The organism is Salinibacterium sp. ZJ450, from assembly GCF_011751885.2.
Classification (GTDB): domain Bacteria; phylum Actinomycetota; class Actinomycetes; order Actinomycetales; family Microbacteriaceae; genus Ruicaihuangia.
On sequence record NZ_CP061771.1, the window covers coordinates 1,533,609 to 1,556,668 of the forward strand.

At 65.6% G+C, this 23,060-nt stretch carries 24 protein-coding genes; 13 read left to right on the forward strand and 11 right to left on the reverse strand.

Annotated features, from left to right (window positions below; genetic code table 11):
- Positions 1–214 precede the first annotated feature (214 nt).
- The 4 genes from hisD to HCT51_RS07275 are packed head-to-tail and all read left to right on the forward strand — an operon-like array spanning position 215 to position 3,509.
- The gene (gene hisD / locus HCT51_RS07260) at positions 215–1,522 is read left to right on the forward strand and encodes a histidinol dehydrogenase (protein ID WP_166872412.1); all 1,308 of its coding nucleotides are present in this window, start codon (positions 215–217) and stop codon (positions 1,520–1,522) included.
- Between the two features lie 17 nt (positions 1,523–1,539).
- Positions 1,540–2,034 (forward strand): transcriptional regulator NrdR, encoded by a 495-nt coding sequence (nrdR, locus tag HCT51_RS07265; RefSeq protein WP_166872409.1) that lies wholly within the window; start codon positions 1,540–1,542, stop codon positions 2,032–2,034.
- Between the two features lie 7 nt (positions 2,035–2,041).
- Complete coding sequence (locus HCT51_RS07270) at positions 2,042–3,067, forward strand: quinone-dependent dihydroorotate dehydrogenase (RefSeq protein ID WP_166872406.1); 1,026 nt, start codon at positions 2,042–2,044, stop codon at positions 3,065–3,067.
- A gap of 22 nt (positions 3,068–3,089) precedes the next feature.
- Positions 3,090–3,509 (forward strand): ASCH domain-containing protein, encoded by a 420-nt coding sequence (locus tag HCT51_RS07275; protein WP_166872403.1) that lies wholly within the window; start codon positions 3,090–3,092, stop codon positions 3,507–3,509.
- A 30-nt stretch (positions 3,510–3,539) separates the two neighbouring features.
- On the opposite strand, the gene HCT51_RS07280 is transcribed toward HCT51_RS07275, so the two are convergent.
- Positions 3,540–4,424: a universal stress protein gene (locus HCT51_RS07280; protein ID WP_166872400.1), complete on the reverse strand. Its 885-nt coding sequence runs from the start codon at positions 4,422–4,424 to the stop codon at positions 3,540–3,542.
- A gap of 40 nt (positions 4,425–4,464) precedes the next feature.
- Positions 4,465–5,037, reverse strand: coding sequence for a DUF3043 domain-containing protein (locus tag HCT51_RS07285; RefSeq protein WP_166872398.1), 573 nt, complete (start codon positions 5,035–5,037; stop codon positions 4,465–4,467).
- A gap of 39 nt (positions 5,038–5,076) precedes the next feature.
- Here HCT51_RS07285 and HCT51_RS07290 point away from each other — a divergent pair, with 39 nt between their 5' ends.
- The 5 genes from HCT51_RS07290 (at position 5,077) to HCT51_RS07310 (ending at position 10,028) form a co-directional block, all read left to right on the forward strand.
- Positions 5,077–6,495 carry a dipeptidase gene (locus HCT51_RS07290; RefSeq protein WP_166872395.1) on the forward strand — a complete coding sequence of 473 codons (1,419 nt, stop codon included), beginning with the start codon at positions 5,077–5,079 and terminating at the stop codon, positions 6,493–6,495.
- A gap of 34 nt (positions 6,496–6,529) precedes the next feature.
- Entirely contained in the window at positions 6,530–6,880 is a 351-nt protein-coding gene (locus HCT51_RS07295) for a HesB/IscA family protein (protein WP_166872393.1), read from the forward strand.
- A gap of 101 nt (positions 6,881–6,981) precedes the next feature.
- Complete coding sequence (gene ctaC, locus HCT51_RS07300) at positions 6,982–7,842, forward strand: aa3-type cytochrome oxidase subunit II (protein WP_166872390.1); 861 nt, start codon at positions 6,982–6,984, stop codon at positions 7,840–7,842.
- Positions 7,843–7,850: 8 nt separating this feature from the next.
- The gene (gene ctaD, locus HCT51_RS07305; RefSeq protein ID WP_166872387.1) at positions 7,851–9,605 is read left to right on the forward strand and encodes an aa3-type cytochrome oxidase subunit I; all 1,755 of its coding nucleotides are present in this window, start codon (positions 7,851–7,853) and stop codon (positions 9,603–9,605) included.
- 3 nt (positions 9,606–9,608) lie between these two features.
- Positions 9,609–10,028 (forward strand): cytochrome c oxidase subunit 4, encoded by a 420-nt coding sequence (locus tag HCT51_RS07310; protein ID WP_166872385.1) that lies wholly within the window; start codon positions 9,609–9,611, stop codon positions 10,026–10,028.
- 103 nt (positions 10,029–10,131) lie between these two features.
- On the opposite strand, the gene HCT51_RS07315 is transcribed toward HCT51_RS07310, so the two are convergent.
- From HCT51_RS07315 to ctaE, 6 genes are all read right to left on the reverse strand, one after another.
- Entirely contained in the window at positions 10,132–10,881 is a 750-nt protein-coding gene (locus HCT51_RS07315) for a PKD domain-containing protein (RefSeq protein WP_166872382.1), read from the reverse strand.
- A gap of 137 nt (positions 10,882–11,018) precedes the next feature.
- Positions 11,019–11,573: a hypothetical protein gene (locus HCT51_RS07320; RefSeq protein WP_166872379.1), complete on the reverse strand. Its 555-nt coding sequence runs from the start codon at positions 11,571–11,573 to the stop codon at positions 11,019–11,021.
- 371 nt (positions 11,574–11,944) lie between these two features.
- Positions 11,945–13,558 (reverse strand): cytochrome bc1 complex cytochrome b subunit, encoded by a 1,614-nt coding sequence (qcrB, locus tag HCT51_RS07325; protein WP_166872376.1) that lies wholly within the window; start codon positions 13,556–13,558, stop codon positions 11,945–11,947.
- Positions 13,555–14,619 carry a cytochrome bc1 complex Rieske iron-sulfur subunit gene (gene qcrA / locus HCT51_RS07330; RefSeq protein WP_166872373.1) on the reverse strand — a complete coding sequence of 355 codons (1,065 nt, stop codon included), beginning with the start codon at positions 14,617–14,619 and terminating at the stop codon, positions 13,555–13,557. The genes qcrB and qcrA overlap by 4 nt, the downstream gene beginning before the upstream one ends.
- A 45-nt stretch (positions 14,620–14,664) precedes the next feature.
- Positions 14,665–15,462: a cytochrome bc1 complex diheme cytochrome c subunit gene (gene qcrC, locus HCT51_RS07335; protein ID WP_166872370.1), complete on the reverse strand. Its 798-nt coding sequence runs from the start codon at positions 15,460–15,462 to the stop codon at positions 14,665–14,667.
- Positions 15,463–15,501: 39 nt separating this feature from the next.
- Positions 15,502–16,140 carry an aa3-type cytochrome oxidase subunit III gene (gene ctaE, locus HCT51_RS07340; RefSeq protein WP_166872929.1) on the reverse strand — a complete coding sequence of 213 codons (639 nt, stop codon included), beginning with the start codon at positions 16,138–16,140 and terminating at the stop codon, positions 15,502–15,504.
- A 106-nt stretch (positions 16,141–16,246) separates the two neighbouring features.
- On the opposite strand from ctaE, the gene trpD reads away from it, so the two are divergent.
- From trpD to HCT51_RS07355, 3 genes are all read left to right on the forward strand, one after another.
- Entirely contained in the window at positions 16,247–17,302 is a 1,056-nt protein-coding gene (gene trpD / locus HCT51_RS07345) for an anthranilate phosphoribosyltransferase (protein ID WP_166872367.1), read from the forward strand.
- 97 nt (positions 17,303–17,399) lie between these two features.
- The gene (locus tag HCT51_RS07350) at positions 17,400–18,923 is read left to right on the forward strand and encodes a M20/M25/M40 family metallo-hydrolase (protein WP_166872364.1); all 1,524 of its coding nucleotides are present in this window, start codon (positions 17,400–17,402) and stop codon (positions 18,921–18,923) included.
- A gap of 123 nt (positions 18,924–19,046) precedes the next feature.
- Positions 19,047–19,358 carry a hypothetical protein gene (locus tag HCT51_RS07355; protein ID WP_166872361.1) on the forward strand — a complete coding sequence of 104 codons (312 nt, stop codon included), beginning with the start codon at positions 19,047–19,049 and terminating at the stop codon, positions 19,356–19,358.
- A 59-nt stretch (positions 19,359–19,417) separates the two neighbouring features.
- On the opposite strand, the gene HCT51_RS07360 is transcribed toward HCT51_RS07355, so the two are convergent.
- Together HCT51_RS07360 and HCT51_RS07365 are read right to left on the reverse strand one after the other, a co-directional pair.
- Positions 19,418–19,894: an SRPBCC family protein gene (locus tag HCT51_RS07360; protein ID WP_166872358.1), complete on the reverse strand. Its 477-nt coding sequence runs from the start codon at positions 19,892–19,894 to the stop codon at positions 19,418–19,420.
- A complete protein-coding gene (locus tag HCT51_RS07365) occupies positions 19,891–20,235 on the reverse strand; it encodes an ArsR/SmtB family transcription factor (protein WP_166872355.1) in 345 nt (114 codons plus the stop codon). The genes HCT51_RS07360 and HCT51_RS07365 overlap by 4 nt, the downstream gene beginning before the upstream one ends.
- A 299-nt stretch (positions 20,236–20,534) precedes the next feature.
- On the opposite strand from HCT51_RS07365, the gene helR reads away from it, so the two are divergent.
- The gene (helR, locus tag HCT51_RS07370; RefSeq protein WP_166872352.1) at positions 20,535–22,718 is read left to right on the forward strand and encodes an RNA polymerase recycling motor ATPase HelR; all 2,184 of its coding nucleotides are present in this window, start codon (positions 20,535–20,537) and stop codon (positions 22,716–22,718) included.
- Between the two features lie 18 nt (positions 22,719–22,736).
- Here the strand turns inward: helR and HCT51_RS07375 are convergent, their stop codons facing one another.
- Positions 22,737–22,967, reverse strand: coding sequence for a hypothetical protein (locus HCT51_RS07375; RefSeq protein WP_208322719.1), 231 nt, complete (start codon positions 22,965–22,967; stop codon positions 22,737–22,739).
- Positions 22,968–23,060 lie beyond the last annotated feature (93 nt).

A 23,060-nucleotide genomic window follows, 5' to 3' on the forward strand; every position in this document is an offset into this window, starting at 1 on the left:
CTCACTCTCGGGGCGGGGCCCAGGCCTCCCACCCCAACGGGTCGGACGGAGCTCGGCGGCTCGGGAGGACGTTATCCGCAAAAAACGTCCTCCCGAGCCGCCGTTCTCCGACCGAGCGGCACCCCGCGCGAGCCCAAGCGGCACCGCGAGCTCCAGCACCCCACCCCACCTGCGGGCGCGGCCCCAACACCCGAGCAACTAGCATGGATAGGTCATGATTCAGCGCATTGATCTTCGCGGCGCCACGCCAAGCCCCGCCGAGCTGCTCGCCCTCGTACCCCGCACGGCGAACGACGTCTCGTCGGTGACCGAAGCGGTGCACGCCCTCATCGACGACGTGCGCGACCGCGGCGAAACGGCGCTGCTCGACCAGGCCGAACGCTTCGACGGGGTGCGCCCGTCCAGGGTGCGGGTGCCGCAGGCCGACATCGACGCCGCCCGCGACGGTCTCGCCCCAGACGTACGCGCCGCCCTCGATGAGGCGATCATCCGGGTACGTCAGGCCACCGCCGCGCAGGTACCGCCGCCTGCCCGCACCGAGCTCGCCCCCGGTGCCGTGATCGAGCAGCGCTGGCAGCCGGTATCCCGGGTCGGTCTCTACGTACCGGGCGGCAAGGCCGTCTACCCGTCGAGCGTGGTGATGAACGTGGTGGCCGCGCAGGTCGCCGGCGTGGGCTCGATCGCGCTGGCCTCCCCGCCGCAGAAGGCGTTCGGGGGAGCCGTGCACCCCACCATCCTCGGCGCCGCCGGACTGCTCGGAATCGACGAGGTGTACGCCATGGGCGGCGCCGGCGCCATCGGCGCTCTCGCCCACGGGGTTGCCGGCATCGGTCTTGACCCGGTGCAGGTGGTCACCGGACCCGGCAACGTGTTCGTCGCCGCCGCCAAGCGCGCCGTACAGGGCGTGGTCGGCATCGACGCCGAAGCCGGCCCCACCGAGATCCTCATCATCGCCGACGACACCGCGGACGCCACCCTGGTCGCCGCCGACCTGATCAGCCAGGCCGAACACGACGAGCTGGCCGGCTCAGTGCTGGTCACCGACTCCGCCGAACTCGCCGACCGCGTCACCGCCGAGCTGGAGCGGCTGGCGACATCCACTCACCACCGTGCCCGCGTGCTCACCGCGCTGTCCGGGCCGCAGTCCGCGATCGTGGTGATGAATTCTTTGGCGGATGCCGCGGCCTTCAGCAACGCGTACGGCCCGGAGCACCTCGAAATCCAGACCGCAGATGACGACGCCACGCTGGCCCTGATCGACAGCGCCGGCGCCATCTTCCTCGGCCGCAACTCCCCGGTCAGCCTCGGCGACTACCTGGCCGGGTCCAATCACGTGCTGCCCACCGGCGGGCAGGCACGCTACGCATCCGGGCTCGGCGCGTACACCTTCCTGCGCCCGCAGCAGGTCATCCGCTACGACCGCGACGCTCTCGCCGCCGTCGAGGCGCGCATCGTGGCGCTCAGCAGCGCGGAGGACCTTCCCGGTCACGGCGACGCCATCACCGCCCGGTTCTCAGCCTGACCGCCTAAGGAGCCACCATGTACTGTCCGTTCTGCCGCCACCCCGACAGCAGGGTCGTCGATTCACGGACGACCGACGACGGCCTGTCCATCCGCCGCCGTCGGCAGTGCCCCGAGTGCGGGCGTCGCTTCAGCACCATCGAAACCGCCAGCCTGAACGTGATCAAGCGCAACGGCGTGGTCGAACCCTTCAGTCGGGAGAAGATCGTCTCCGGCGTGCGCAAGGCCTGCCAGGGCCGCCCGGTGACCGACTCTGACCTGGCCGTGCTCGCACAGCGGGTCGAGGAAACCATCCGCTCCACCGGCGCCTCGCAGATCGAGGCCAATGACATCGGCCTCGCCATCCTGCCCCCGCTGCAGGAACTCGACGAGGTGGCGTACCTGCGCTTCGCCAGTGTCTACCAGAGCTTCGACTCGCTCGAGGACTTCGAGGCCGCCATCGCGCTGCTCAGGGTCGAACGCGAAACCCGCGTCCTGGCGACCGAAACCGACCGCGCGGACGCCGGCGAGTAACGGCAGCATGTACCCGATCCTGTTCCGGCTGTTCCTGTCCAAGCTCGACCCCGAACGCGCGCACCACCTCGCCTTCACCGTGATCCGACTGCTGCCCACGCTCGGCATCGGCGCGCTGGTGCACCGGTTCACCCGGCCCGATCCGTCACTTGGCGTTGACACCCTCGGCCTGCATTTCGACTCGCCGTTCGGCGTCGCCGCGGGCTTCGACAAGGACGGACTCGGCATTCTGGGGCTCGGCCAGCTCGGCTTCGGGCACGTCGAGGTGGGCACCATCACCGCCCGCGAGCAGCCAGGCAACGACAAGCCGCGACTGTTCCGGCTCATCCCGGACCGCGCGGTGATCAACCGGATGGGCTTCAACAACCACGGGGCCACCGCCGCCGCACCACGACTCAGGTCCGCGGCATCCCGCAGCAACCGCCCGGTGATCGGCATCAACATCGGCAAATCGCGGGTGGTCGACGTGGAGAACGCCGTCGACGACTACGTCGAGAGCACCCGGCTGCTCGCCCCGGCGGCCGACTATCTCGTGGTCAACGTCAGCTCGCCGAACACCCCTGGCCTACGCGGCCTGCAGGAGATCGACAAGCTCGCTCCGCTGCTGACGGCGGTGCGGGATGCCGCGGACGGCACCCCCGTGCTCGTCAAGATCGCCCCCGACCTGAGCGACGACGAAGCCCGCCGGATCGCGCAGCTGGTGGTCGACCTGGGCCTGTCCGGCATCATCGCCACCAACACCACACTGTCCCGCGACGGCCTCCGCACCAAGCGCTCGGTGGTCGAGGCCGCCGGCGCGGGCGGGCTCTCCGGCGCGCCGCTGGCCGCCCGCTCGCTCGCCATGCTGCGGCTGATCCGCTCCATCGTTCCCCAGGAGCTGTGCGTGATCTCGGTCGGGGGAGTGGAGACCGCGGCGGATGTCGCGGAACGCCTGGCCGCCGGCGCGACCCTCGTGCAGGGCTACACCGGGTTCCTCTACCGCGGGCCGCTCTGGGCCAGGCAGATCAACCGCGGCCTCGCCCGGCGACGCTAGGCGCCCTGGACCAGGTTGCCACATGAATCAGGACGATCCTCCCCGCGTTGAGTTTGCTTTTCCCGGGCCGTTGCGCGACCGGCTTGTTTCGGCGATTCTCGACGGGAGTAAGACGTCGACGACCTCCACGGCCGTGGAGTATCGAATCGAGGACGATCCGTTCCCGCAGGTTGGTGCGCGGCAGGTTGTGGTTGATTCGGCTGAGAAGGCTGTCGCCGTGATCGAGATCACCGACGTTCAACACTTTCGCCTCGGGTTAGTCCCCTGGGAGCATGCGCGCGACGAGGGCGAGGGACACTCTTCTCTTTCCGAGTGGCGGGCCGCACATGAGCGTTACTGGCACAGCAATGAGATGCGGAGTTTCCTCGGGAACCCGTCGTTCACGGTGAACGATGACACGATGGTGGTTCTCGAACGATTTCGGCTTGTCGAAGTGCTCTGAGGCAGCACTCTCCAGCGGTGCCAGACGACGCTAGGAACCTTCCGCAGCCGCTCGCGCAGCGGCCGCCTTCTTCAGCGCCGCATGGGTGGGAATGACAGCAACAGGGCACGGCGGGTTGAGCAACACGTCGTGCGCGACCGAGCCGAGCAACAGCTCCCGCAGGATGCCTTTGCCGGTGCGGCCGATCACCAGCAGTTGGGCGTGCTCGCCGGCATCCACCAGCACATGGATCTGCGGGCCTTCCTTCAGCTGATGCGTCACCGGCAGATTCGGGTGCGCCGCGTGGATACGCTCACTCTCGGTGTCGAGCACGTCTCGGTGCGCATCGCGAACCGTGGTGTAGGGGTAGTGCAGGTCGGCGACGGGCACCGGATAGATCGGTGACGCCGCCCACACGTGGATCAGGTCGAGCACCACGCCGCGCGCCGTTGCCTCGGCTACGGCGAAATCCGCGGCCTCGGTCGCCGGCTCCTCGCCGACGGCGAGCATCACCGGTCCGGGGTGCTGCTTCCAGACGCGCGGCACCACCACCACCGGGCAGCGGGACAACGCAGCCAGCCGGAGCGGGATCGTGCCGTACACGAGCGCGCGCAGCCGACTCGACTTGTCGGAGCCGACCACGAGGAGCGCCGCCGTGGCGGAGTAGTCGACGAGCTCATTGACCGGAACGCCGCGGAGCAGGCGGGCGCTGGTCTTCACGCGGGGCGCGGTGCGGCGCACGTGCTCCTGGGCGTCCTGCAAAGTCTTCTCGTAGAACGGGCGCAGCTCGGTCTCGGTCTGGAACGCGGCATCCGGAATCCACAGCACGGCGACCAGATCGATCGACATCTCGACGTGCCTGGACCGTTCGATCGCCCAGTCAAGCGCTCCGAGGCTCGCCGGGGATCCATCGACAGCCACGATGACCTGCTGCATGCTGACTCCCTCGTCATGTCGCGCGCAGCGCCGGCCGCGGCTAGCTGGGGTAGTGCCCCCGCTTCACCTGCGGCTTCGGCAGCCGCATCACACGCAATTGAAGGCTACGCATCGCGGCGTACCAGCGCACCCCGCTCTCGACCTTGTCCTCACCGAACTTGGCGCGCAGCTTCTTGCGCACGGTCAGGCCCAGGAAGATGCTGTCGAGCACGGCGAGGCCGAAGAAGACCCAGAGAACCAGCATCGCGACCACCGCCACGGTGGGGTCTGGCACGAACGTGATGATGATCACCAGGAACATCACCGGGATCATGAACTCGCCGATGCTGGTGCGCGCGTCGACGTAGTCACGCACAAACCGCTTCTGCGGTCCCTTGTCGCGCACCGGAAGGTACTTCTCGTCACCGGCCGCCATGCCGAGGCGTGCCCTCTCACGAGCCTCCGCCATCTTGGCGCGCGACTCCTTGGAGGCCTGCTTGCGGTCATCCGGCACCAGCGGCCGCTTGCGGGCGGCTTCGCGCTCCTTGCGGCTGGGCGTCGGCTGCCCCTTGCCGACCAGGTCGCCGTCGAGGTCGACGTCAGCGTCGGGTGTGTTGTCAGATGTCTTAGCCACGAGAAAGTCCTTGTTTTGGGGTCACTTAAGATTACCTGCATGACTGATAGCCAGCTGCCAGAGACTTCATCGCCGACCGCGCCCGCGGAGGGGGCTCTGCGCGATGCCGTGCAGCACGGCCTTCCCGCCGCGATCGCCGACCTGTCCAACCTCGTCCGCATCCCGTCTGTGGCGTGGGACGGCTTCGACCACAGCCACGTGCAGCGAAGCGCCGAGGCGGTGCGCGCCCTGTTGGAGGGGCTCGGCGTGTTCGACTCGGTGCAGATCTCGCGCGCGCCGCTGGAGACCGGCGACATGCTAGGTCAGCCGGCGGTGCTCGCCACCAGGGCTGCGCGCAACGGCAAGCCCACAATCCTGCTCTACGCCCACCACGACGTGCAGCCTCCCGGCGACGATGCCGACTGGGACACCCCGCCGTTCGAGCCGACCGTTCTCGGCGACCGGCTGTACGGTCGCGGCGCCGCAGACGACAAGGCCGGCGTGATGGCCCATGTCGCGTCGATCCGGGCGCTCACCGAAACCCTCGGCTCCGACTTCGACCTGGGCCTTGCCGTGTTCATCGAGGGCGAAGAGGAGTGCGGCAGCCTGTCGTTCACCAACTTCCTGGAGCAGCACCGCGAGCAGCTCGCCGCTGACGCGATCGTGGTGGCAGACTCCGGCAACTGGGATGTCGAGACCCCGGCGCTCACCGTGGGACTGCGCGGCAACGTGGCGTTCCGGTTGAAGATCTCGACGCTCGATCACGCGTCGCATTCCGGCATGTTCGGGGGAGCGGTGCCCGACGCGATGCTCGTGGCCGTGCAGTTGCTGTCCACCCTTTACGACGCCGACGGCGGCAACGCGGTGGCCGGGCTCACCGCGCACGAGCAGCAGACCCCCGAGTACCCGGAGTCGCAGCTGCGCGCCGAGACCGGACTGCTCGACGGAGTAAGCCCGATCGGCACCGGCAGCATTCTCAGCCGGATCTGGTCGAAGCCCTCGATCACGGTCACCGGAATCGACGCGCCGAGCGTGAAGAATGCGTCGAACACGCTGGTGCCGTCGGTGACGGTGAAGCTGAGCGCCCGGGTGGCGCCGGGTCAGTCCGCGGCATCCGCTCTTCAGGCGATTCAGTCGCACCTGTCGACGCACGTTCCGTATGGCGCGAAGCTCGAGATCTCGCACTTGGAACTCGGCAACCCATTCCTGGTGGACACCAGCGGTTGGGCGGTCGCCGATGCCAAGGACGCCATGACTGAGGCATGGGGGAAGGATGTCGTCGAGATGGGCGTTGGCGGATCAATCCCGTTCATCGCCGACCTGGTCGAGATGTTCCCGAAGGCGCAGATCCTGGTGACCGGCGTCGAGGACCCCGATTCCCGGGCGCACGCCCCAAACGAATCGCTGCATCTCGGGGTGTTCCACCGGGCAATTCTCACCGAGGCGCTCCTGCTCGCGAAGCTCAACGCGCGCGCGTAGAATGAACCCAGTTTTCCCGATCAAGGAGTGATGCATGACTGACACGACCACGGTTGCCGAGCACGGCGTCGGGCTCTCAGCGGCCGCCGCCGACAAGGTCCGCAACCTGCTGCAGCAGGAGGGCCGCGACGATCTGCGACTGCGCGTTGCGGTTCAGCCCGGCGGATGCTCGGGCCTGATCTACCAGCTCTATTTCGACGAGCGGCTGCTCGATGGAGACGCCACCGTTGACTTCGATGGAGTCGAAGTTGTCGTCGACAAGATGAGTGTGCCGTACCTTGACGGTGCCTCGATCGACTTTGAGGACACCATCCAGAAACAGGGCTTCACGATTGACAACCCTCAGGCGCAGGGAAGCTGCGCGTGTGGGGACTCATTCCACTAGAGACACGATGATCGAAGGGCGTCGACCGAGGGGTCGGCGCCCTTCGTGGTTATAGACTGACAGTTGAATCACAGTTTTTCAGCATTACCGAGAGGTCAGAGGTGCGCTCAAATCGCCGTTATCGATGGGCTGCTATCCCTATTGGGGTCGCAATTTCCATCGTTCTTGCAGGATGTACACAAGCGCAGCTCAATGGCTATCTGCCCACTGAAGCTGGCACCACCAATCACGTTGATCGTGTCATAGGACTCTGGGTAACCTCTTGGATCATCCTGCTGCTCGTCGGTGTGGTCACCTGGGGGCTCATCATCTGGGCTGCCGTGGTCTACCGACGTCGCAAGGGCCAGACCGGTCTCCCGGTTCAGCTCCGCTACAACATGCCGATCGAGATCTTCTACACCGTGATCCCGCTCATTCTGGTGGTGGGCTTCTTCGCCTTCACCGCCCGTGATCAGGCCGTGATCGAGGAGCCGCACGCCGACCCCGACGTGACCATCGAGGTCTACGGCAAACGTTGGGCGTGGGACTTCAACTACGTCACCGACGATGTCTACTCCGCCGGTGTTCAGGCGCAGGAGGACGCGAACAACCACATCGAGGCCGACTCGCTGCCGACCCTCTACCTTCCGGTCAACCAGAAGGTCGAAATCAAGCTGGAGTCGCGTGACGTCATCCACTCCTTCTGGGTGGTCGACTTCCTGTACAAGAAGGACATGGTTCCGGCGAAGTCGAACTACATGTACTTCGAGCCGCTGAAAACCGGCACCTATCAGGGCAAGTGCGCCGAGCTGTGCGGCGAATACCACTCGCTCATGTTGTTCACCGTCGAGGTCGTCGAACAGGACGAGTACGACGCGTACATCGAGTCGCTTCGCGCCGCCGGCAACACCGGTCAGCTCGGTGCCGACTACGACACGAACCAGAACCAGCCCGGCACCACCAGCACCCGCGGCAACGAGTAGGGCACATCATGACTACGACTGAAACCAAGCCGCAGACTGCGGCGGCGCCTCAGCCTTCGAGTCGCACCTTTGGTGCGGCGAAGGTGGAGCGTAAGGGCAACATCCTGGTGAAGTGGATCACGTCCACCGACCACAAGACCATCGGGTACATGTACCTGATCTCGTCGTTCGTGTACTTCTGCATCGGCGGCGTGATGGCTCTCGTCATCCGCGCCCAGCTGTTCGCTCCTGGCCTCGAGATCGTGGCCACCAAGGAGCAGTACAACCAGCTGTTCACGATGCACGGCACGATCATGCTGCTGATGTTCGCGACGCCGCTGTTCGCCGGGTTCGCCAACGTGCTGATGCCGTTGCAGATCGGTGCTCCGGATGTCGCGTTCCCCCGTCTGAACGCGTTCGCGTACTGGGCATACAGCTTCGGCTCGCTCATCGCCGTCGCCGGATTCATCACCCCGCAGGGTGCGGCATCCTTCGGCTGGTTCGCCTACGCGCCGCTGTCGAACACGACGTTCTCACCGGGTGTCGGTGGTCACCTGTGGGTATTCGGTCTCGCGATCAGCGGTTTCGGAACCATCCTCGGTGCGGTGAACTTCATCACCACGATCGTCACCATGCGTGCGCCCGGTATGACCATGTTCCGCATGCCGATCTTCACCTGGAACATCATGGTGACCTCGATCCTCGTGCTGTTGGCCTTCCCGGTGCTGGCCGCCGCGCTCTTCGGCCTCGGCGCCGACCGGGTGTTCGGTGCGCACATCTACAACCCAGAGAACGGTGGCGCCATTCTGTGGCAGCACCTGTTCTGGTTCTTCGGCCATCCCGAGGTGTACATCATCGCGCTGCCGTTCTTCGGCATCGTCTCTGAAGTGTTCCCGGTGTTCAGCCGCAAGCCGATCTTCGGGTACAAGACGCTGATCTACGCGACGATCTCGATCGCGGCCCTGTCGATGACGGTGTGGGCTCACCACATGTACGTCACCGGCTCGGTGTTGCTGCCGTTCTTCTCACTGATGACGATGCTGATCGCGGTTCCAACCGGCGTGAAGATCTTCAACTGGGTCGGAACCATGTGGCGCGGGTCGATCACGTTCGAGACCCCCATGGTGTGGGCCATTGGCTTCCTGGTCACCTTCACCTTCGGTGGACTGACCGGTGTCATCCTGGCGTCGCCGCCGCTCGACTTCCACGTGTCAGACACCTACTTCGTGGTGGCGCACTTCCACTACGTCGTGTTCGGAACCGTGGTGTTCGCTATGTTCAGCGGGTTCTACTTCTGGTGGCCCAAGTGGACCGGCAAGATGCTCAACGAGCGCCTCGGCAAGATCCACTTCTGGTTGCTGTTCATCGGCTTCCACACCACCTTCCTCGTCCAGCACTGGCTCGGTGTGGTCGGTATGCCACGTCGGTACGCCACCTACATGGTCGAAGACGGCTTCACCTGGATGAACCAGCTGTCCACGGTGGGTGCGGTCATCCTGGCAGCCTCGATGATCCCGTTCTTCCTGAACGTGTTCGTTACGGCGCGCACCGCCCCCAAGGTGACGGTGAACGACCCGTGGGGCTACGGCCGCTCGCTCGAGTGGGCGACCTCCTGCCCGCCGCCGCGTCACAACTTCACCTCGATCCCGCGGATCCGGTCGGAGTCTCCGGCGTTCGACCTGCACCACCCCGAAGCCGGCGTTCCGGTGGGCGTGGGCGCAGGAGCGCTCCGGGATGCTCCGGAGGCACCGGTTGTCGACCTCACAGATGAAAAGGTGAAGTAGCCGATGAAGGCGAATGTTGTCCTCTTTTGGATTCTCGGTGTGTTCTTCGCCATCGTGGCGGTTACCTACATCGTCTGGTCGCTGGCGTACTACGACGGTCACCTCGAGTGGGCCGGTGCCACCGCGCTCATCCTGAGCACTGCGCTCAGCCTCTTCCTGGCGTTCTACCTGGGCAAGGTACACAAGTCGCAGGGCGGGGAGCTGCCGGAAGACCGTATTGACGCGAACATCGATGACGGAGACCCCGAGCTCGGGCACTTCAGCCCGTGGAGCTGGTGGCCTGTCACGCTCGCCGCGTCGGCCTCGCTGATCATGCTGGGCCTGGCCATCGGATTCTGGCTGTCGGTCATCGGGGTGGCCATCACGGTCGTTGCCCTCGTCGGCTGGGTCTACGAGGACTACCGCGGCAACTTCGCTCGGTAGGAAGTTCTCAGCAAGTCTCGAAGAGGGGCGGAGTCAGCAGCAGCTGCTCCGCCCTTTTTCTGTTGTGTCAGGGCTTCTGCTGTGGGTTTGGGAGCCGTCGACCTCAGCAGCCCGGACCCGACGGGCTTGCTCGGCAGTCCATCGCCACGAGCACGGTCTTCACGTCACCTGCCGTGGCGACCAGTTGATTGCCGGGGGCGCTCACCGTGCCGGCGATGCTCGTCCACGAGCCACCGGCATAGCGGTATTCCGGCGCGTAATTCACCGTGAGACTGATGGTGAACGTGCCGGCAGTGACGTAGACGTGGCTGGTGGATGTCGGATCGAACTCCTGCAGCCCGAGTGCCGCCCAGCTGGCACCCGGCGAGCTGCTGGTCCGGCTGGTGTCGTCACCGTAGCTCCAGTGATAGGAGACGGGGGAGAAGCGCACCTCGGCCGGTTGCCCGAGCAGCGTCCCGGATCTCACGTGTTGTGCGGCTGCGGCGACGAAGTTCGTGTCGAGTCCGACGACGATCCAGCCGTCGGGCTCCATCGTCTGTATGGCAGAGGTGGGTCGGAAGCTCGCAATGTCCCTCACCGTGACCACGTACGGCGCGGTTGCAGGGCCGGGACCGGGTGGTGGGGATCCGAGTGCCGTGCTGTAACCGACGTCGCAGAACGGTTCCCCGTTCAGTACGAAGAATCCGGGGCATGGGCCGGGCGGCAGAGGAGCGGGCTCCGCGGTGCTGGGGGAGTCGGACGAATCGTTCCCGTTGCCGTTGCCGTTGCCGTTGGTGTTGCGAGGCGTGGGGTTGCTGTTGCCAGAGCCTCCGGATCCGCCGTTGCCCTGGTTGTAGTCGATGGAGAGGTCCACCTGGTCGTTGCCGGTGGTGGCGGTGGGCGAAGGGCCGCACTGTCCCGCTCGCTGTCCGAGTGCGGAGCATGCAGGGCTTGCCCCTGAGGCGGTACTAGAGGGGAGAATGGTTGCCGCGAGGCCCGCGAGAGCAAGTGCTATAAGCAGAAGTCGGTTGGCCATACCTCGCTCCGGGTGAGCTTGAGTTCGTCCTTCGTTCCGGCCAGAGCGACGCTCATCGGTAGGACCACCGCGCGCTCAGAGGGAGTACGATCCTCGCCTTCTGCTGAGAGGATTCGTGTATCAGATATGTCTTGGCAGAGGTAGATCGTTACCTCGATCGTCGTTGGACCGGTGTGCTCTACCGACTGCAGGCGAGCCTGCGAAAAGACTGTCGACCCCTCGCCACGCAGGCTCGAGTCCGCGAAGAGTTCGAATTCTTTGGCTTGCCGCTCCAGCTCGGCTCCGGTCACCACATCTCCAAGCCGTTGAGAGTCGGCCCCTCCGTCAGCTATGACTTGGTCGGCGATCGTCAGATATTCTGCATACGCGGCCTCCGCTGCCGCCAGGGCCTCCTCATCCGACACGAAGATCGGAGTGGCAGGCTCTTCGGTGGGCAGCACCGTGGGGGAGTCGGCGGCGCAGGCGGACACTGTGAACGCCAAAGCCAGCGCCACGGCAGCACCGCTGACCGAGACGAGACGTGAACGCATGGCCTCACGCTAGGGCATCCGGAAGATCAACGCAGAATCTATCCACAGGGCGAACCGTGCATCGGCCGGCGCGAGCGTTGCGCACAGCAATTGGAGATCACCTCAGGTCGGGAGATCGGACGTTCCGGCGGCCGCTGAAGGACCGAATGCCAGACCTCAGCGCTGGAGCGCTTCGCGTTTCGCGAGGCGGGTAGGGTGAGGTCTGCCGATTAGTCGTTCCGGCGCCCGTCGAAGGACCGAATGCCAGACCTCACGGCAACGCGCGTCCGCGAACGGCCCACGCGCGCGAGAACGGACGCCCGCCCGAGAACGCAAGAGGAAAGCAAGAGGGCCCGGGACGAATGTCCCGGGCCCTCCTACATTGCAGCTACTTAGTGGTGCTGCGACTGCTCGATCTCGGTCCGCGTGACCGGCTCGATACGGTCCTCGAAGAACCACCGCGAGGCCACGGCCCGCAGTCGCTGACCGACCGAGATGCGACCACGCGCATCCGGACGGATCATCAGCGGCTTGTAGTTCTCGTGCGCAACCAGCTTCCAGCGGTCGTACTCGTCGAGGGGCTCGTGCACCTCGATGTACTCGCCGCCGGGGAGGCGCACGATGCGACCGGTCTCGTAACCGTGCAGGGCGATCTCGCGGTCCTTCTTCTGCAGACCAATGCAGATGCGCTTGGTCACGAAGTAGGCGATGATCGGGCCGAGGATGAGCAGGACCTGCAGGCCGATGATTACGCCCTCAATGGTCAGCCAGAAGTGCGTGGCTATCAGGTCCGAGCTCGCCGCGGCCCAGAGCACCGCGTAGAACGTGACACCAGCGGCACCGATCGCCGTGCGAACCGGGTGGTTACGCGGGCGCTCCGCCATGTGGTGCTCACGCTTGTCCCCGGTGATCCACGCCTCGATGAAGGGGTAGATCAGGACCAGCAGGATGAAGATACCGATGATGGCCAGCGGGATCAGGATGTTCATCGAGAAGGTGTAGCCGAGCAGCACGAACTCCCAGTGCGGTGGCGCCAAACGCAGACCACCGTCGGCGAAGCCGATGTACCAGTCAGGCTGGGTACCGGCCGACACCGGCGACGGGTCGTATGGACCGTAGTTCCAGATCGGGTTGATCGTGAAGAACGACGCGATCAGCACGATCACACCGAACACGATGAAGAAGAAGCCACCGGCCTTCGCGGCGAACACCGGGAGGATCGGCGTACCGACAACGTTGTTGTTGGTGCGACCGGGTCCGGCGAACTGGGTGTGCTTGTTCACCACGAGCAGCAGCATGTGCAGGCCGAGCGCGGCGATCAGGATCGCCGGCAGCAGCATGATGTGCAGCACGTACAGGCGAGAGACGATGTCGGTGCCTGGGAACTCGCCGCCGAACAGCAGGTAGGAGATCCAGACGCCGATCACGGGGATGCCCTTGACCATGCCGTCGATGATGCGGAGGCCGTTGCCCGAGAGCAGGTCGTCGGGCAGCGAGTAGCCGGTGAAGCCCTCGGCCATCGCCAGGATGAACAGCACGAAGCCGATCACCCAGTTCAGTTCGCGTGGCTTCTTGAAGGCGCCGGTGAAGAACACGCGCAGCATGTGCAGACCGATGGATGCCACGAACAGCAGGGCACCCCAGTGGTGGATCTGGCGCATCAGCAGGCCACCGCGGACGTCGAAGGTGATGTCGAGGCTCGACGCGTACGCGATCGACATCTCGATGCCCTTCAGCGGCACGTACGAACCTTCGTAGTGCACCGGGGTCATTGACGGTGTGAAGAAGAACGTCAGGAACGTTCCACTCAGCAGGATGGCGATGAAGCTATACAGTGCAACCTCGCCGAGCATGAACGACCAGTGGTCAGGGAAGATCTTGCGACCAAGCTCCTTGACCGCTCCGGAAATGCTGGTGCGCTCGTCGATGTAGTTGGCGGCGGCGCCGGTGAAACGTGACCCGCGCGACGGCGTGGGGGTCACAGTGGTGGATGTTGACGTGCTCAACGTTCACGCTCCCAGAAGCTAGGACCGACAGGCTCAGTGAAGTCGCTCTGGGCGACCAGGTAGCCCTCGGAGTCCACGGTGATCGGAAGTTGGGGAAGGGGCCGTGCCGCCGGGCCGAAGATCACCTTGGCGCCTTCGGAAACGTCGAACTCAGACTGGTGGCAGGGGCACAGCAGGTGGTGGGTCTGCTGCTCGTACAGGGCGACCGGGCAACCGACGTGCGTGCAGATCTTGGAGTACGCGACGATGCCGTCGTACGACCAGTCCTTGCGCTCGGGGGTCTCGATCAGGTCTTCCGGCTTGAGGCGCATCAGCAGCACGGCAGACTTGGCCTTCTCTTCCAGCAGGCCACCGTCGTGCGGGAGGTCCATCAGACCGTCGGGGACGACATGGAACACCGACCCCAGCGTGACATCCGACGCCTTGATCGGCGCGCCGGAGGGGTCGATGGTGAGCCGGGTGTCCTTCGACCACAGCGTGTGCCGCAGCAGCGCGTGCGGCTCAGCGGCCGGCGCGAGGTCGCGGAAGATGACGATGCCGGCGAGCGGCGACACCACAAGGGCACCGATCAGGCTGTTGCGCAGCAGGGCGCGACGGCCGAAACCGGACTCCTCGTTGGCTTCCTGGAAGATCTCGACGGCACGAGCGCGGGTCGTTTCCTTGCCGCGGGTCTGGTGCCGGGCCTCGACCAGGTCATGGCCGTGCATGAGGGCCTTAGCCCAGTGCACCGCACCGAACCCGATGCCGAGCAGGCCGAGGGTGATTCCGACACCGAGCATCATGTTGTTCATGCGAACGGATGTCATGTCGCCTGGCTCGATCGGCCAGATGAAGTATGCGGCGATCGCGAACACGCTGCCGATGATCGACAGCCAGAACAATGCGGAGATTCCCCGCTCGATCTTGACCTCGCGAGCGGGATCCAGGTCGGCGACGCGCTGATGCGGCGGCGGGAATCCCGGGTTCTCGATCGCGTCGGCTACGACGACTGCGGTGCCCGGGTGATCCTCGTGCTTGTCCACAGCCATCTCATTAGCGGCACTGCCGTGCTGCTCTGCCATGCGTTTACCTTTCTAAAACTGCGGCTCGTTCGCGGTGACGCGAACTTAGTTGGACCGTGCGGCGAGCCACACCGTGATTCCCACGATGCCGCCAAGACCGAAGATCCAGATGAACAGACCCTCAGAGACTGGACCGAGGCTACCGAGGTCGAATCCGCCGACCGACGGGTTCTCGTCGAGGTAGGCGAGGTAGGTGATGATGTCCCGCTTCTCTTCCGGCGAAATGTTCAGGTCGTTGAAGACGGGCATGTTCTGCGGGCCGGTGACCATGGCCGCGTAGATGTAGCGGGGCTCAACCCCACCGAGCGCCGGGGCGTACTTGCCCTCGGTCAGCGCACCACCGGCGCCGGCCACGTTGTGGCACATGGCGCAGTTGATGCGGAAGAGTTCGGCACCGTTCGATGCGTCTCCATCGGCGGTGAGGTAGCGGTCGGCCGGAACTGCCGGACCGGGGGCGGATGCCGCGACGTACGCCGCCATCGCGTCGATCTGCTCCTGGGTGAACTGTCCGGGCTTCACCTGAGCCTGCGGGCCCTGGATGGCCATCGGCATCCGACCGGTTCCCACCTGGAAGTCGACCGCGAGCGCGCCGACACCGACCAGGCTGGGGCCCTCGTCGGAGCCTTCGAGGTTCATGCCGTGACAGGTGGCGCAGTTGGCCGCGAACAGCTTCTCGCCCTCGTCGATCTGCTGCTGGCTCGCTGCCGTGGTCTCGGCCGTAGCCGACGTGGTGGCCAACGCATACGCGCCGCCCGTCGTCAGGAGGCCGATTGCCAGGAGCGCGACGGTGGCAAGCGGTGACCGACGGCCTGCTGTGCGCTGCTTATGTGTTTTCTTCGCCATGGTGCTGTGTCAGTTCCGTTTCCCGTGGGTTCGCGATCGCTATTGCAGGATGTAGATGACCAGGAACAGGCCAATCCACACGACGTCGACGAAGTGCCAGTAGTACGAGACGACGATTGCGGTCGTCGCCTCCTTGTGTCCGAAGTTCTTGACGGCGTACGCGCGTCCGATCGTGAAGAGGAAGGCGATGAGACCGCCGATCACGTGCAGGCCGTGGAAGCCGGTGGTGATGTAGAAGGCGGAACCGTACGCGTTGGAGCTGAGGCTGACGTGCTCGCTGACCAGCACCGCGTACTCGTAGGCCTGGCCGGTGATGAAGATCGCGCCGAGCAGGTAGGTGAGCCAGAACCACTCGACCATGCCCCACTGGGTGGGCTTCCAGCCGGTGCGGCGTACCTGCATCCGCTCGGCGGCAAACACGCCGAACTGGCAGGTGACCGACGACAGAACGAGAATCGTGGTGATCGTCGCCGCGAGCGGGATGTTCAGGATGCTGGTCTCGCCTTCCCACAGGTCGGGGGAGGTGGACCGCAGCGTGAAGTAGATCGCGAAGAGGCCGGCGAAGAACATGACTTCGCTGCTGAGCCACACGATCGTGCCGACGGCGACTGTATTGGGGCGATTGATTACAGGCGCGCCCGTCGGCCTGGAAAGAGAGGTGCTGGTCACATGTCCCATTATGGCCGATTCTGCGGAGGTGCTGAACTCTGGCGCGCCCTTCTTTGACATGGTTTCCTCGTTTCGGCAGCACAATCGCCTGAGAATCCGCCGTTATTGTTGGGTTATGTCTGATTCACCGACGTGGCCACAACTGCTCACCGAACTACTGAATGGGACTGACCTGTCGATCAGTGAGTCGGCCTGGGCGATGCGCGAGATCATGGAGGGGCGTGCCACGCCGGCCCAGCTCGCGGCATTCCTGGTTGCGTTGCGCGCCAAGGGGGAGACCGTTGATGAACTGGTCGGTTTCCGCGACGCGATCCTCGAGCAGGCACTTCCGCTGAACGTCGACCCGATGGCGGTCGACATCGTCGGAACCGGCGGTGACCGCTACGGCACGGTGAACATCTCCACGATGGCATCCGTCGTGGTGGCGGCATCCGGTGCCCGCGTCATCAAGCACGGCAACCGCGCGGCAAGTTCCGCCTCGGGCGCCTCCGATGTGCTCGGCGCGCTCGGCATCGACCTGCGGATGGGCAGCGACCGGGTCGCCGCTGTGTTGGAGAAGACCGGCATCACGTTCGCCAACGCTGCGGTGTTCCACCCCGGCTTCCGGCATGCCGGTCCCACCCGCGCCGAACTCGGCATCCCCACGATCTTCAACTACCTCGGCCCGCTGGTGAACCCGGCTCGGCCCGAGGCATCCGCCGTCGGCGTGGCGACCCTGTCGATGGTGCCGCTGATCGTGGGCGTGTTCCAGACGCGTGGCGCGACCGCGCTGGTGTTCCGCGGCGACGACGGGCTCGACGAGCTCACCACCACCGGGCACAGCCACCTCTGGGAGGTCTCCCGAGGTCTCGTCACCGAGCACGACCTGGATCCTGCGGATCTCGGCATCCCGCGCGCCCGCATCGATGACCTCATCGGCGGCAGCCCGGAGCACAACGCCGGCGTTGCCAGGGACACGCTCGGCGGCGCGCTGGGCCCGGTGCGGGACATTGTGCTGCTGAACGCGGCCGCCGGTCTGGTCGCGCTTGATCTCGCCCGCGACTCGGCGCAGTCGCTCATCCCGATCCGGGAGCGCTTCGCCGCGAGGCTCGTCGTGGCGGCCGAGACGATCGACTCCGGGGCGGCCATTGCCAAGCTGAACGAGTGGGTTGACGCAGCCCAGGTCGAATAGTGGTTCTTCCCCTCTTCGGGGGGCGTGCGCTAGCGTCTCACTGAACCCCCAACCCGGGGTTAAAGCAGATGTTTGTGCCTGATCAAAGGAGATCCACATGCAGGGGAATCGTGCGAAGCGCTTTGCGGCGATCGCAACAGGGGCGGCACTAGCCGTCGCCGTCGGAGTACCGGCAGCCTATGCCGACAACGGGACTGATACGGCGGACCTTCGCGACGCCGTATCCGCCACCGGGATCAGCGAGCACCTCGAAGCCTTCCAAGCCATCGCCGATGCCAACAACGGCAATCGCGCGGCGGGCACCGCCGGCCACGTCGCGTCGGCAGAGTACGTCGAAGCCCAACTGAGGGCAGCAGGGTATGACCCGGTTCGCCAGTACTTCTCCTACGACCAGTACGTGGAGCACAGCGCCTCGCTCAGCCAGGTCAGCCCGAACCCCACGGTGTACGTGGACCAGACCGACTTCGACGCGATGGACTACTCCGGCTCTGGCGACGTCACAACGTCAGTGACCGCAGTTGACGTGAACCTCGTCGGCGCCCGGGCATCCACGAGTGGCTGCGAAGCGACCGACTTCGCCGCGTTCCCCGCCGGCAATATTGCACTGATCCAGCGCGGCACCTGCACCTTCCGCGTGAAGGTGGACAACGCGGTGGCGGCCGGGGCATCCGGCGTGATCATCTTCAACCAGGGCAACGTGGTTCCCGGCGACGACCGGGAAGGCCTCCTCTTCGGCACGCTCGACCTGCCGCAGGCGCCGGTTCCCGTGGCTGGCATCAGCTACGCGCTGGGCGAGACCTTCGCCACCACGGCCGGGCTGGTCCTTCGCCTGCAGGTGGATGCCACGCTCACCACGATCAACACCTTCAACGTGCTGGCCGACAGCGCCGGCCGCGCCGACCGCACGGTCGTTGTCGGTGGACACCTCGACTCGGTTGCCGAGGGTCCCGGAATCAACGACAACGGCTCCGGCACCGCAAGCATCCTCGAGACGGCCATCCAGCTCGCGGCATCCGGTGACGCCCCGGAGAACCGCGTGCGGTTCGCGTTCTGGAGCGGTGAAGAAGACGGCCTGGTCGGATCCGACTACTACGTGTCGCAGCTCACAAAGAAGGACATCAAGAACCACGCGGTGAACCTCAACTTCGACATGGTCGGCTCCACGAACTTCGTGCGCTTCGTCTACGACGGCGACGGCGACGCGTTCGGCACCAAGGGGCCGAAGGGGTCGGATGTCGTCGAGGACGTGTTCGTCGACTTCTTCGCCTCGCAGGGACTGGCCAGCGAACCGACCGCGTTCGATGGTCGCTCTGACTACTTCGGGTTCATCAACAACGGGATTCCGGCCGGCGGCCTGTTCACCGGTGCGGAAGACCCGAAGACAGTCGAGCAGGCGGCGATCTACGGCGGGACCGCGGGTGCTCCGCTCGACCCGTGCTACCACCAGGCCTGCGACACCATCGACAACGTCAACCTCGAGGTGTTGGAGCAGATGGCGGACGCGATCGCCCACGCCACCCTGACCTTCGCCGAGACCACGTCGGCGATTCCGGGCACCGCCAAGGGCGGGGGAGCGGGCAACACCAACCTGCAGTTCAAGGGTCACTCGCTGCTGAAGTAGCCGCGGACCGAAACACGAGCGGGAGGTGGCCTTGCGGCCGCCTCCCGCTTCGTTTTCCACGAGTCAGACCTAATAGCAGAGCGGATGTCACTTTGTCAAATCGAGCGCGTGTACACTGACCGCATGGACCGAGAAGAAGAGCAAACCGAGCCTCAGCATCGCGGTTACATCCGTCTGGTCGACTGGGTCAACCAGCACCTGATGGGTCCACTCGGACCGCCGCCGCTCGGGCCGTACGAGTCTGTGGTCGATGCCGGCGTCCGCGCGGTGTGTCCGGTGTGCTTCCACTCGATGGGGGAGCACGTCATCGATCATTCGACACCGAACGCCGTGCTGGTGTGCCCGGCGGACCATGAGCCGGAGTACGAATCGTTCGGCCCGCTGAACGAGGTCGGCATGCCGAAGCGCCGCGGTCAAACGCCGCCGGCGATGTAACGACCACACGGATCATCGCGGAACTCATCCGATCGGCGCGTCGTGGGTGAGGCGGCTTCCTATGCCGGCGACTCGACGAGATCGGCGAGCTGCCGGATGACTGTGCCCCAGCCATCGTGGAAGCCGAGCTGCTCGTGCTGGTCGCGGTCGGCGATGTTGCGGTGCATCGCCGTGGCGATGTACTCGGTTCCGTCCGGATGATCCTTCATGGTGATGACGGCGGTCACAAACGATGCCTCTGCGGGACGCCAGCCGGCCACGAGTGCGTCGGTATAGACGATGCGCTCGAGTTCGTCGACGGCGAGAAAGCAACCGGTGATGTGCGGGCCGAACTCGACGCCATCCTGGCTGAATTCGGTGCGGAAGGACCCGCCGGGTCGCAGATTCATCTCCCGCACGCGGCAGACCTCCGGTGCGGGAACCCACCACTGCTCGAAGCTTGAAGGGTCGGTCCAGGCATTCCAGATCGTCGAGCGCGGCGCCTTGATGATGCGGGAGACCGTCAAGTCGAGTTCGGGATGAGATGAAGCAGTCATGCGGTTGATTCCTTGTCGTGGGTGGTGATGACGAAGCGTTCCAGCCGGTCGGTGCGACCTTCCCAGATGTTTCGCTGTTCAATGAGCCAGTTCTCAACGACGTCGAAAGACTTCCGCTCAAGCGTGCAGAGTCGCACGCGGCCGGTTTTGCGCGTGCTGACGAGCCCCGATTTCTCGAGGGAGCGAATGTGCTTCATGAACGACGGCAGCGCCATATCGAACGGCGCTGCCAGCTCTCCGATGCTCGCCGGCCCCGCCCCCAGGCGCCCCAGCACGGCGCGCCTGGTCGGGTCGGCCAGGGCCTGGAATGCATCATCAAGCGTGGAAGAATGCTGAGCCATATGGCTAAGTTACGCGCCCCACACACTAAGCGCAACGGCTAAGTGTGTTTTTGGGCGTTGGCTGGGGCCGTGCCGCGCAGAACGGCAGTGATTCGCGACATCCGGCGGCGTGTCGGAGAAGACGAACGGCGGGTCGTGACGTTTTGCTGCCGTTTTGCGCGGCCGAGCACGGCTGCAAGGCATGGCGACAGCAGCGCGGGCAAGGTGCAAAGTGGGGGAGTTCGACCCCTCTATTTTCAGATTACCGCGCCGCCCGGGGCTTGCCGCAAGACCCCGGTGGTGCTCGAGAATTGTCCACCGTGACAGTCGCTACCCACGCGTTTGCCCTTCCCGACCGCCTCGCCGCCAAGGCCGCCCCGGCGCTGATCGCCGGCGACGAGCAGCATTTCGCGGCCGTCGCGGAGAGCCTCGAGCAGTCGATCGCAGAGTTGTCCGACCGGCTCGATGCCGAGCGCAAGAAGCCCGGCGGCACGGGCCAGCAGGCGATGGATCGCGACCTGGAGATCCACCGGCTGACCGCTCGACTGCGCGCACTGCGCCGCTTCAATCTGGACCTGTGCCTGGGCCGCTTCGTCAGCACCGACAGTCCAGGCGACCCGGTGTACATCGGGCGGCTCGGCCTCACCGATCGCGCGGGCCGTCGGCTGCTGGTCGACTGGCGCGCCCCGGCCGCCGAGCCGTTCTTCGCGGCGACCCACGCCCATCCGATGGGTCTGGCAAGCCGCCGCCGGTACCGCTGGGCCCGCGGCCGAGTCAGCGACTACTGGGACGAGGTCTTCACCCCAGACGGAGGGGAAGGAAACGTCGCGCTCGACGACGATTCTGCCTTCATCGCCAGTCTCAGCAGCAGCCGCTCGCCCCGGATGCGGGATGTGCTCAGCACCATCCAGGCCGACCAGGACGCCATCATCCGCGCAGCATCCCACGGCGCGCTGGTCGTCGACGGCGGCCCGGGCACCGGCAAGACCGTCGTCGCCCTGCACCGCGCCGCCTACCTGCTCTACTCCGACCCTCGCCTCGCTCACGGCGGGGGAGAGGTGCTGTTCGTCGGCCCACATGAGGCCTATCTGGCCTACATCGTCGACGTCCTGCCGAGCCTGGGGGAGGAGGGCGTGCAGACCGCCACCATTCGAGACCTCGCTGCCGAGGGAGCCACGGCAGCGATCGAGCCCGATCCGGATGTCGCAACCCTCAAGTCATCCGCAGACCTGCTGACGGTTATCGAGGCGGCGGTCAGCTTCTACGAGCGGCCGCCAAGCGTGGGGATCATGGTCGAAACCGACTGGTCCGACGTCGAGCTGGAGCCTCAGGATTGGGCCGACGCGTACGGCGCACCCGAACCCGGCATCTCGCACAACGAGGCGCGCGATCAGGTCTGGGAGGAGCTGCTCAGCATCCTGATCGACAAGTTCGACGAGGATGAGGTGCCCACTTCGCTGCTCCGTAGGTCTTTGCTGCAGAACGAGGAGCTGACCGGGGCTTTCAATCGGGCGTGGCCGCTGCTTGACCCGGCCGGCGTCGTGGGGGACCTCTGGTCCGTTCCCGCCTACCTGGGGAAGTGCGCTCCGTGGCTCACTACCGAGCAGATTCAGCTGCTGCAGCGCGAGGATGCGACGGCGTGGACGGTCTCCGACCTCCCACTCCTGGACGCGGCACGGCAGCGGATCGGCGACCCGGAGGCGTCCCGGAGGCGGCATCGGCGCGACGCCGCTGTCGCCGTCGAACGCGAGCGCATGGCCCGGGTCGTCGACGACCTGATCGCGGCAGACGATGACGGTGAAGGCTTGGTGACGATGCTGCGCGGCGAAGACGTGCAGTACTCGCTGATCGACGACGCGGCGCTGCCGAGCACCGACCCGGACCAGCTCGCCGGCCCGTACGCGCACATCGTCGTGGATGAGGCGCAGGAGCTGACGGATACCGAGTGGCAGATGCTCCTGCGTCGCTGCCCGTCACGGAGCTTCACCATCGTCGGCGACCGGGCCCAGGCCCGGCACGGGTTCACCGAATCCTGGCAGGCACGGCTCGACCGAATCGGGCTCACCGACATCAGTCTCGCCACCCTGAGCATCAACTACCGCACCCCGGAAGAGGTCATGGCGGAGGCCGAACCCGTCATCAGAGCGGTGCTCCCCGACGCGAACGTACCGACCTCCATCCGCAGCAGCGGCATCCCCGTGGGGCACGGACCTGCCTCGGATCTCGGGCCGATCCTCGATACCTGGCTTGCCGAGCATGCCGAGGGGATCGCCTGCGTCATCGGCGATCCCGCGTTCCAGCCGACGTCTCGAGTGTGGTCGCTAAGCCCGGAACACGCGAAGGGGCTCGAATTCGACCTGGTGGTTCTGATCGACCCGGAGGCGTTCGGCGACGGCATTGAAGGCGCGGTTGACCGCTACGTCGCGATGACCCGCGCCACCCAGCAGCTGGTCATCCTGACGACCTCTGACGACGATCAGAAGGCGGGGGAGCGAGGTCTATGACTTTCTCTCACCTACCTGCTAGAGGTCGTCTGGAGCCGCAACCGGAATCGTCCGATCGGCCTGAGCCTGAACTTCGACGAACGTGTCGTATGCGGTTGAGTGCATCGCCTCGTCATAGGCCGCCATTGCCGCGCCGAGGGCGGGACCGGCGCTGCCGCGGCGGCGCACCCGGATGGCGAGGAGCGCGAAACCGACCATGGCGACGGCGCCACATGCCACCATGAGCAGGCTCAGCAGAACGCTCGTCATGCAAGAACTCTACGGTTCGGCCACCCCGAATATCGGTTACTTGACATAATGTGCATTATCAGCGCCCATAAGGGGCCGGCGACGAAGCCCGCC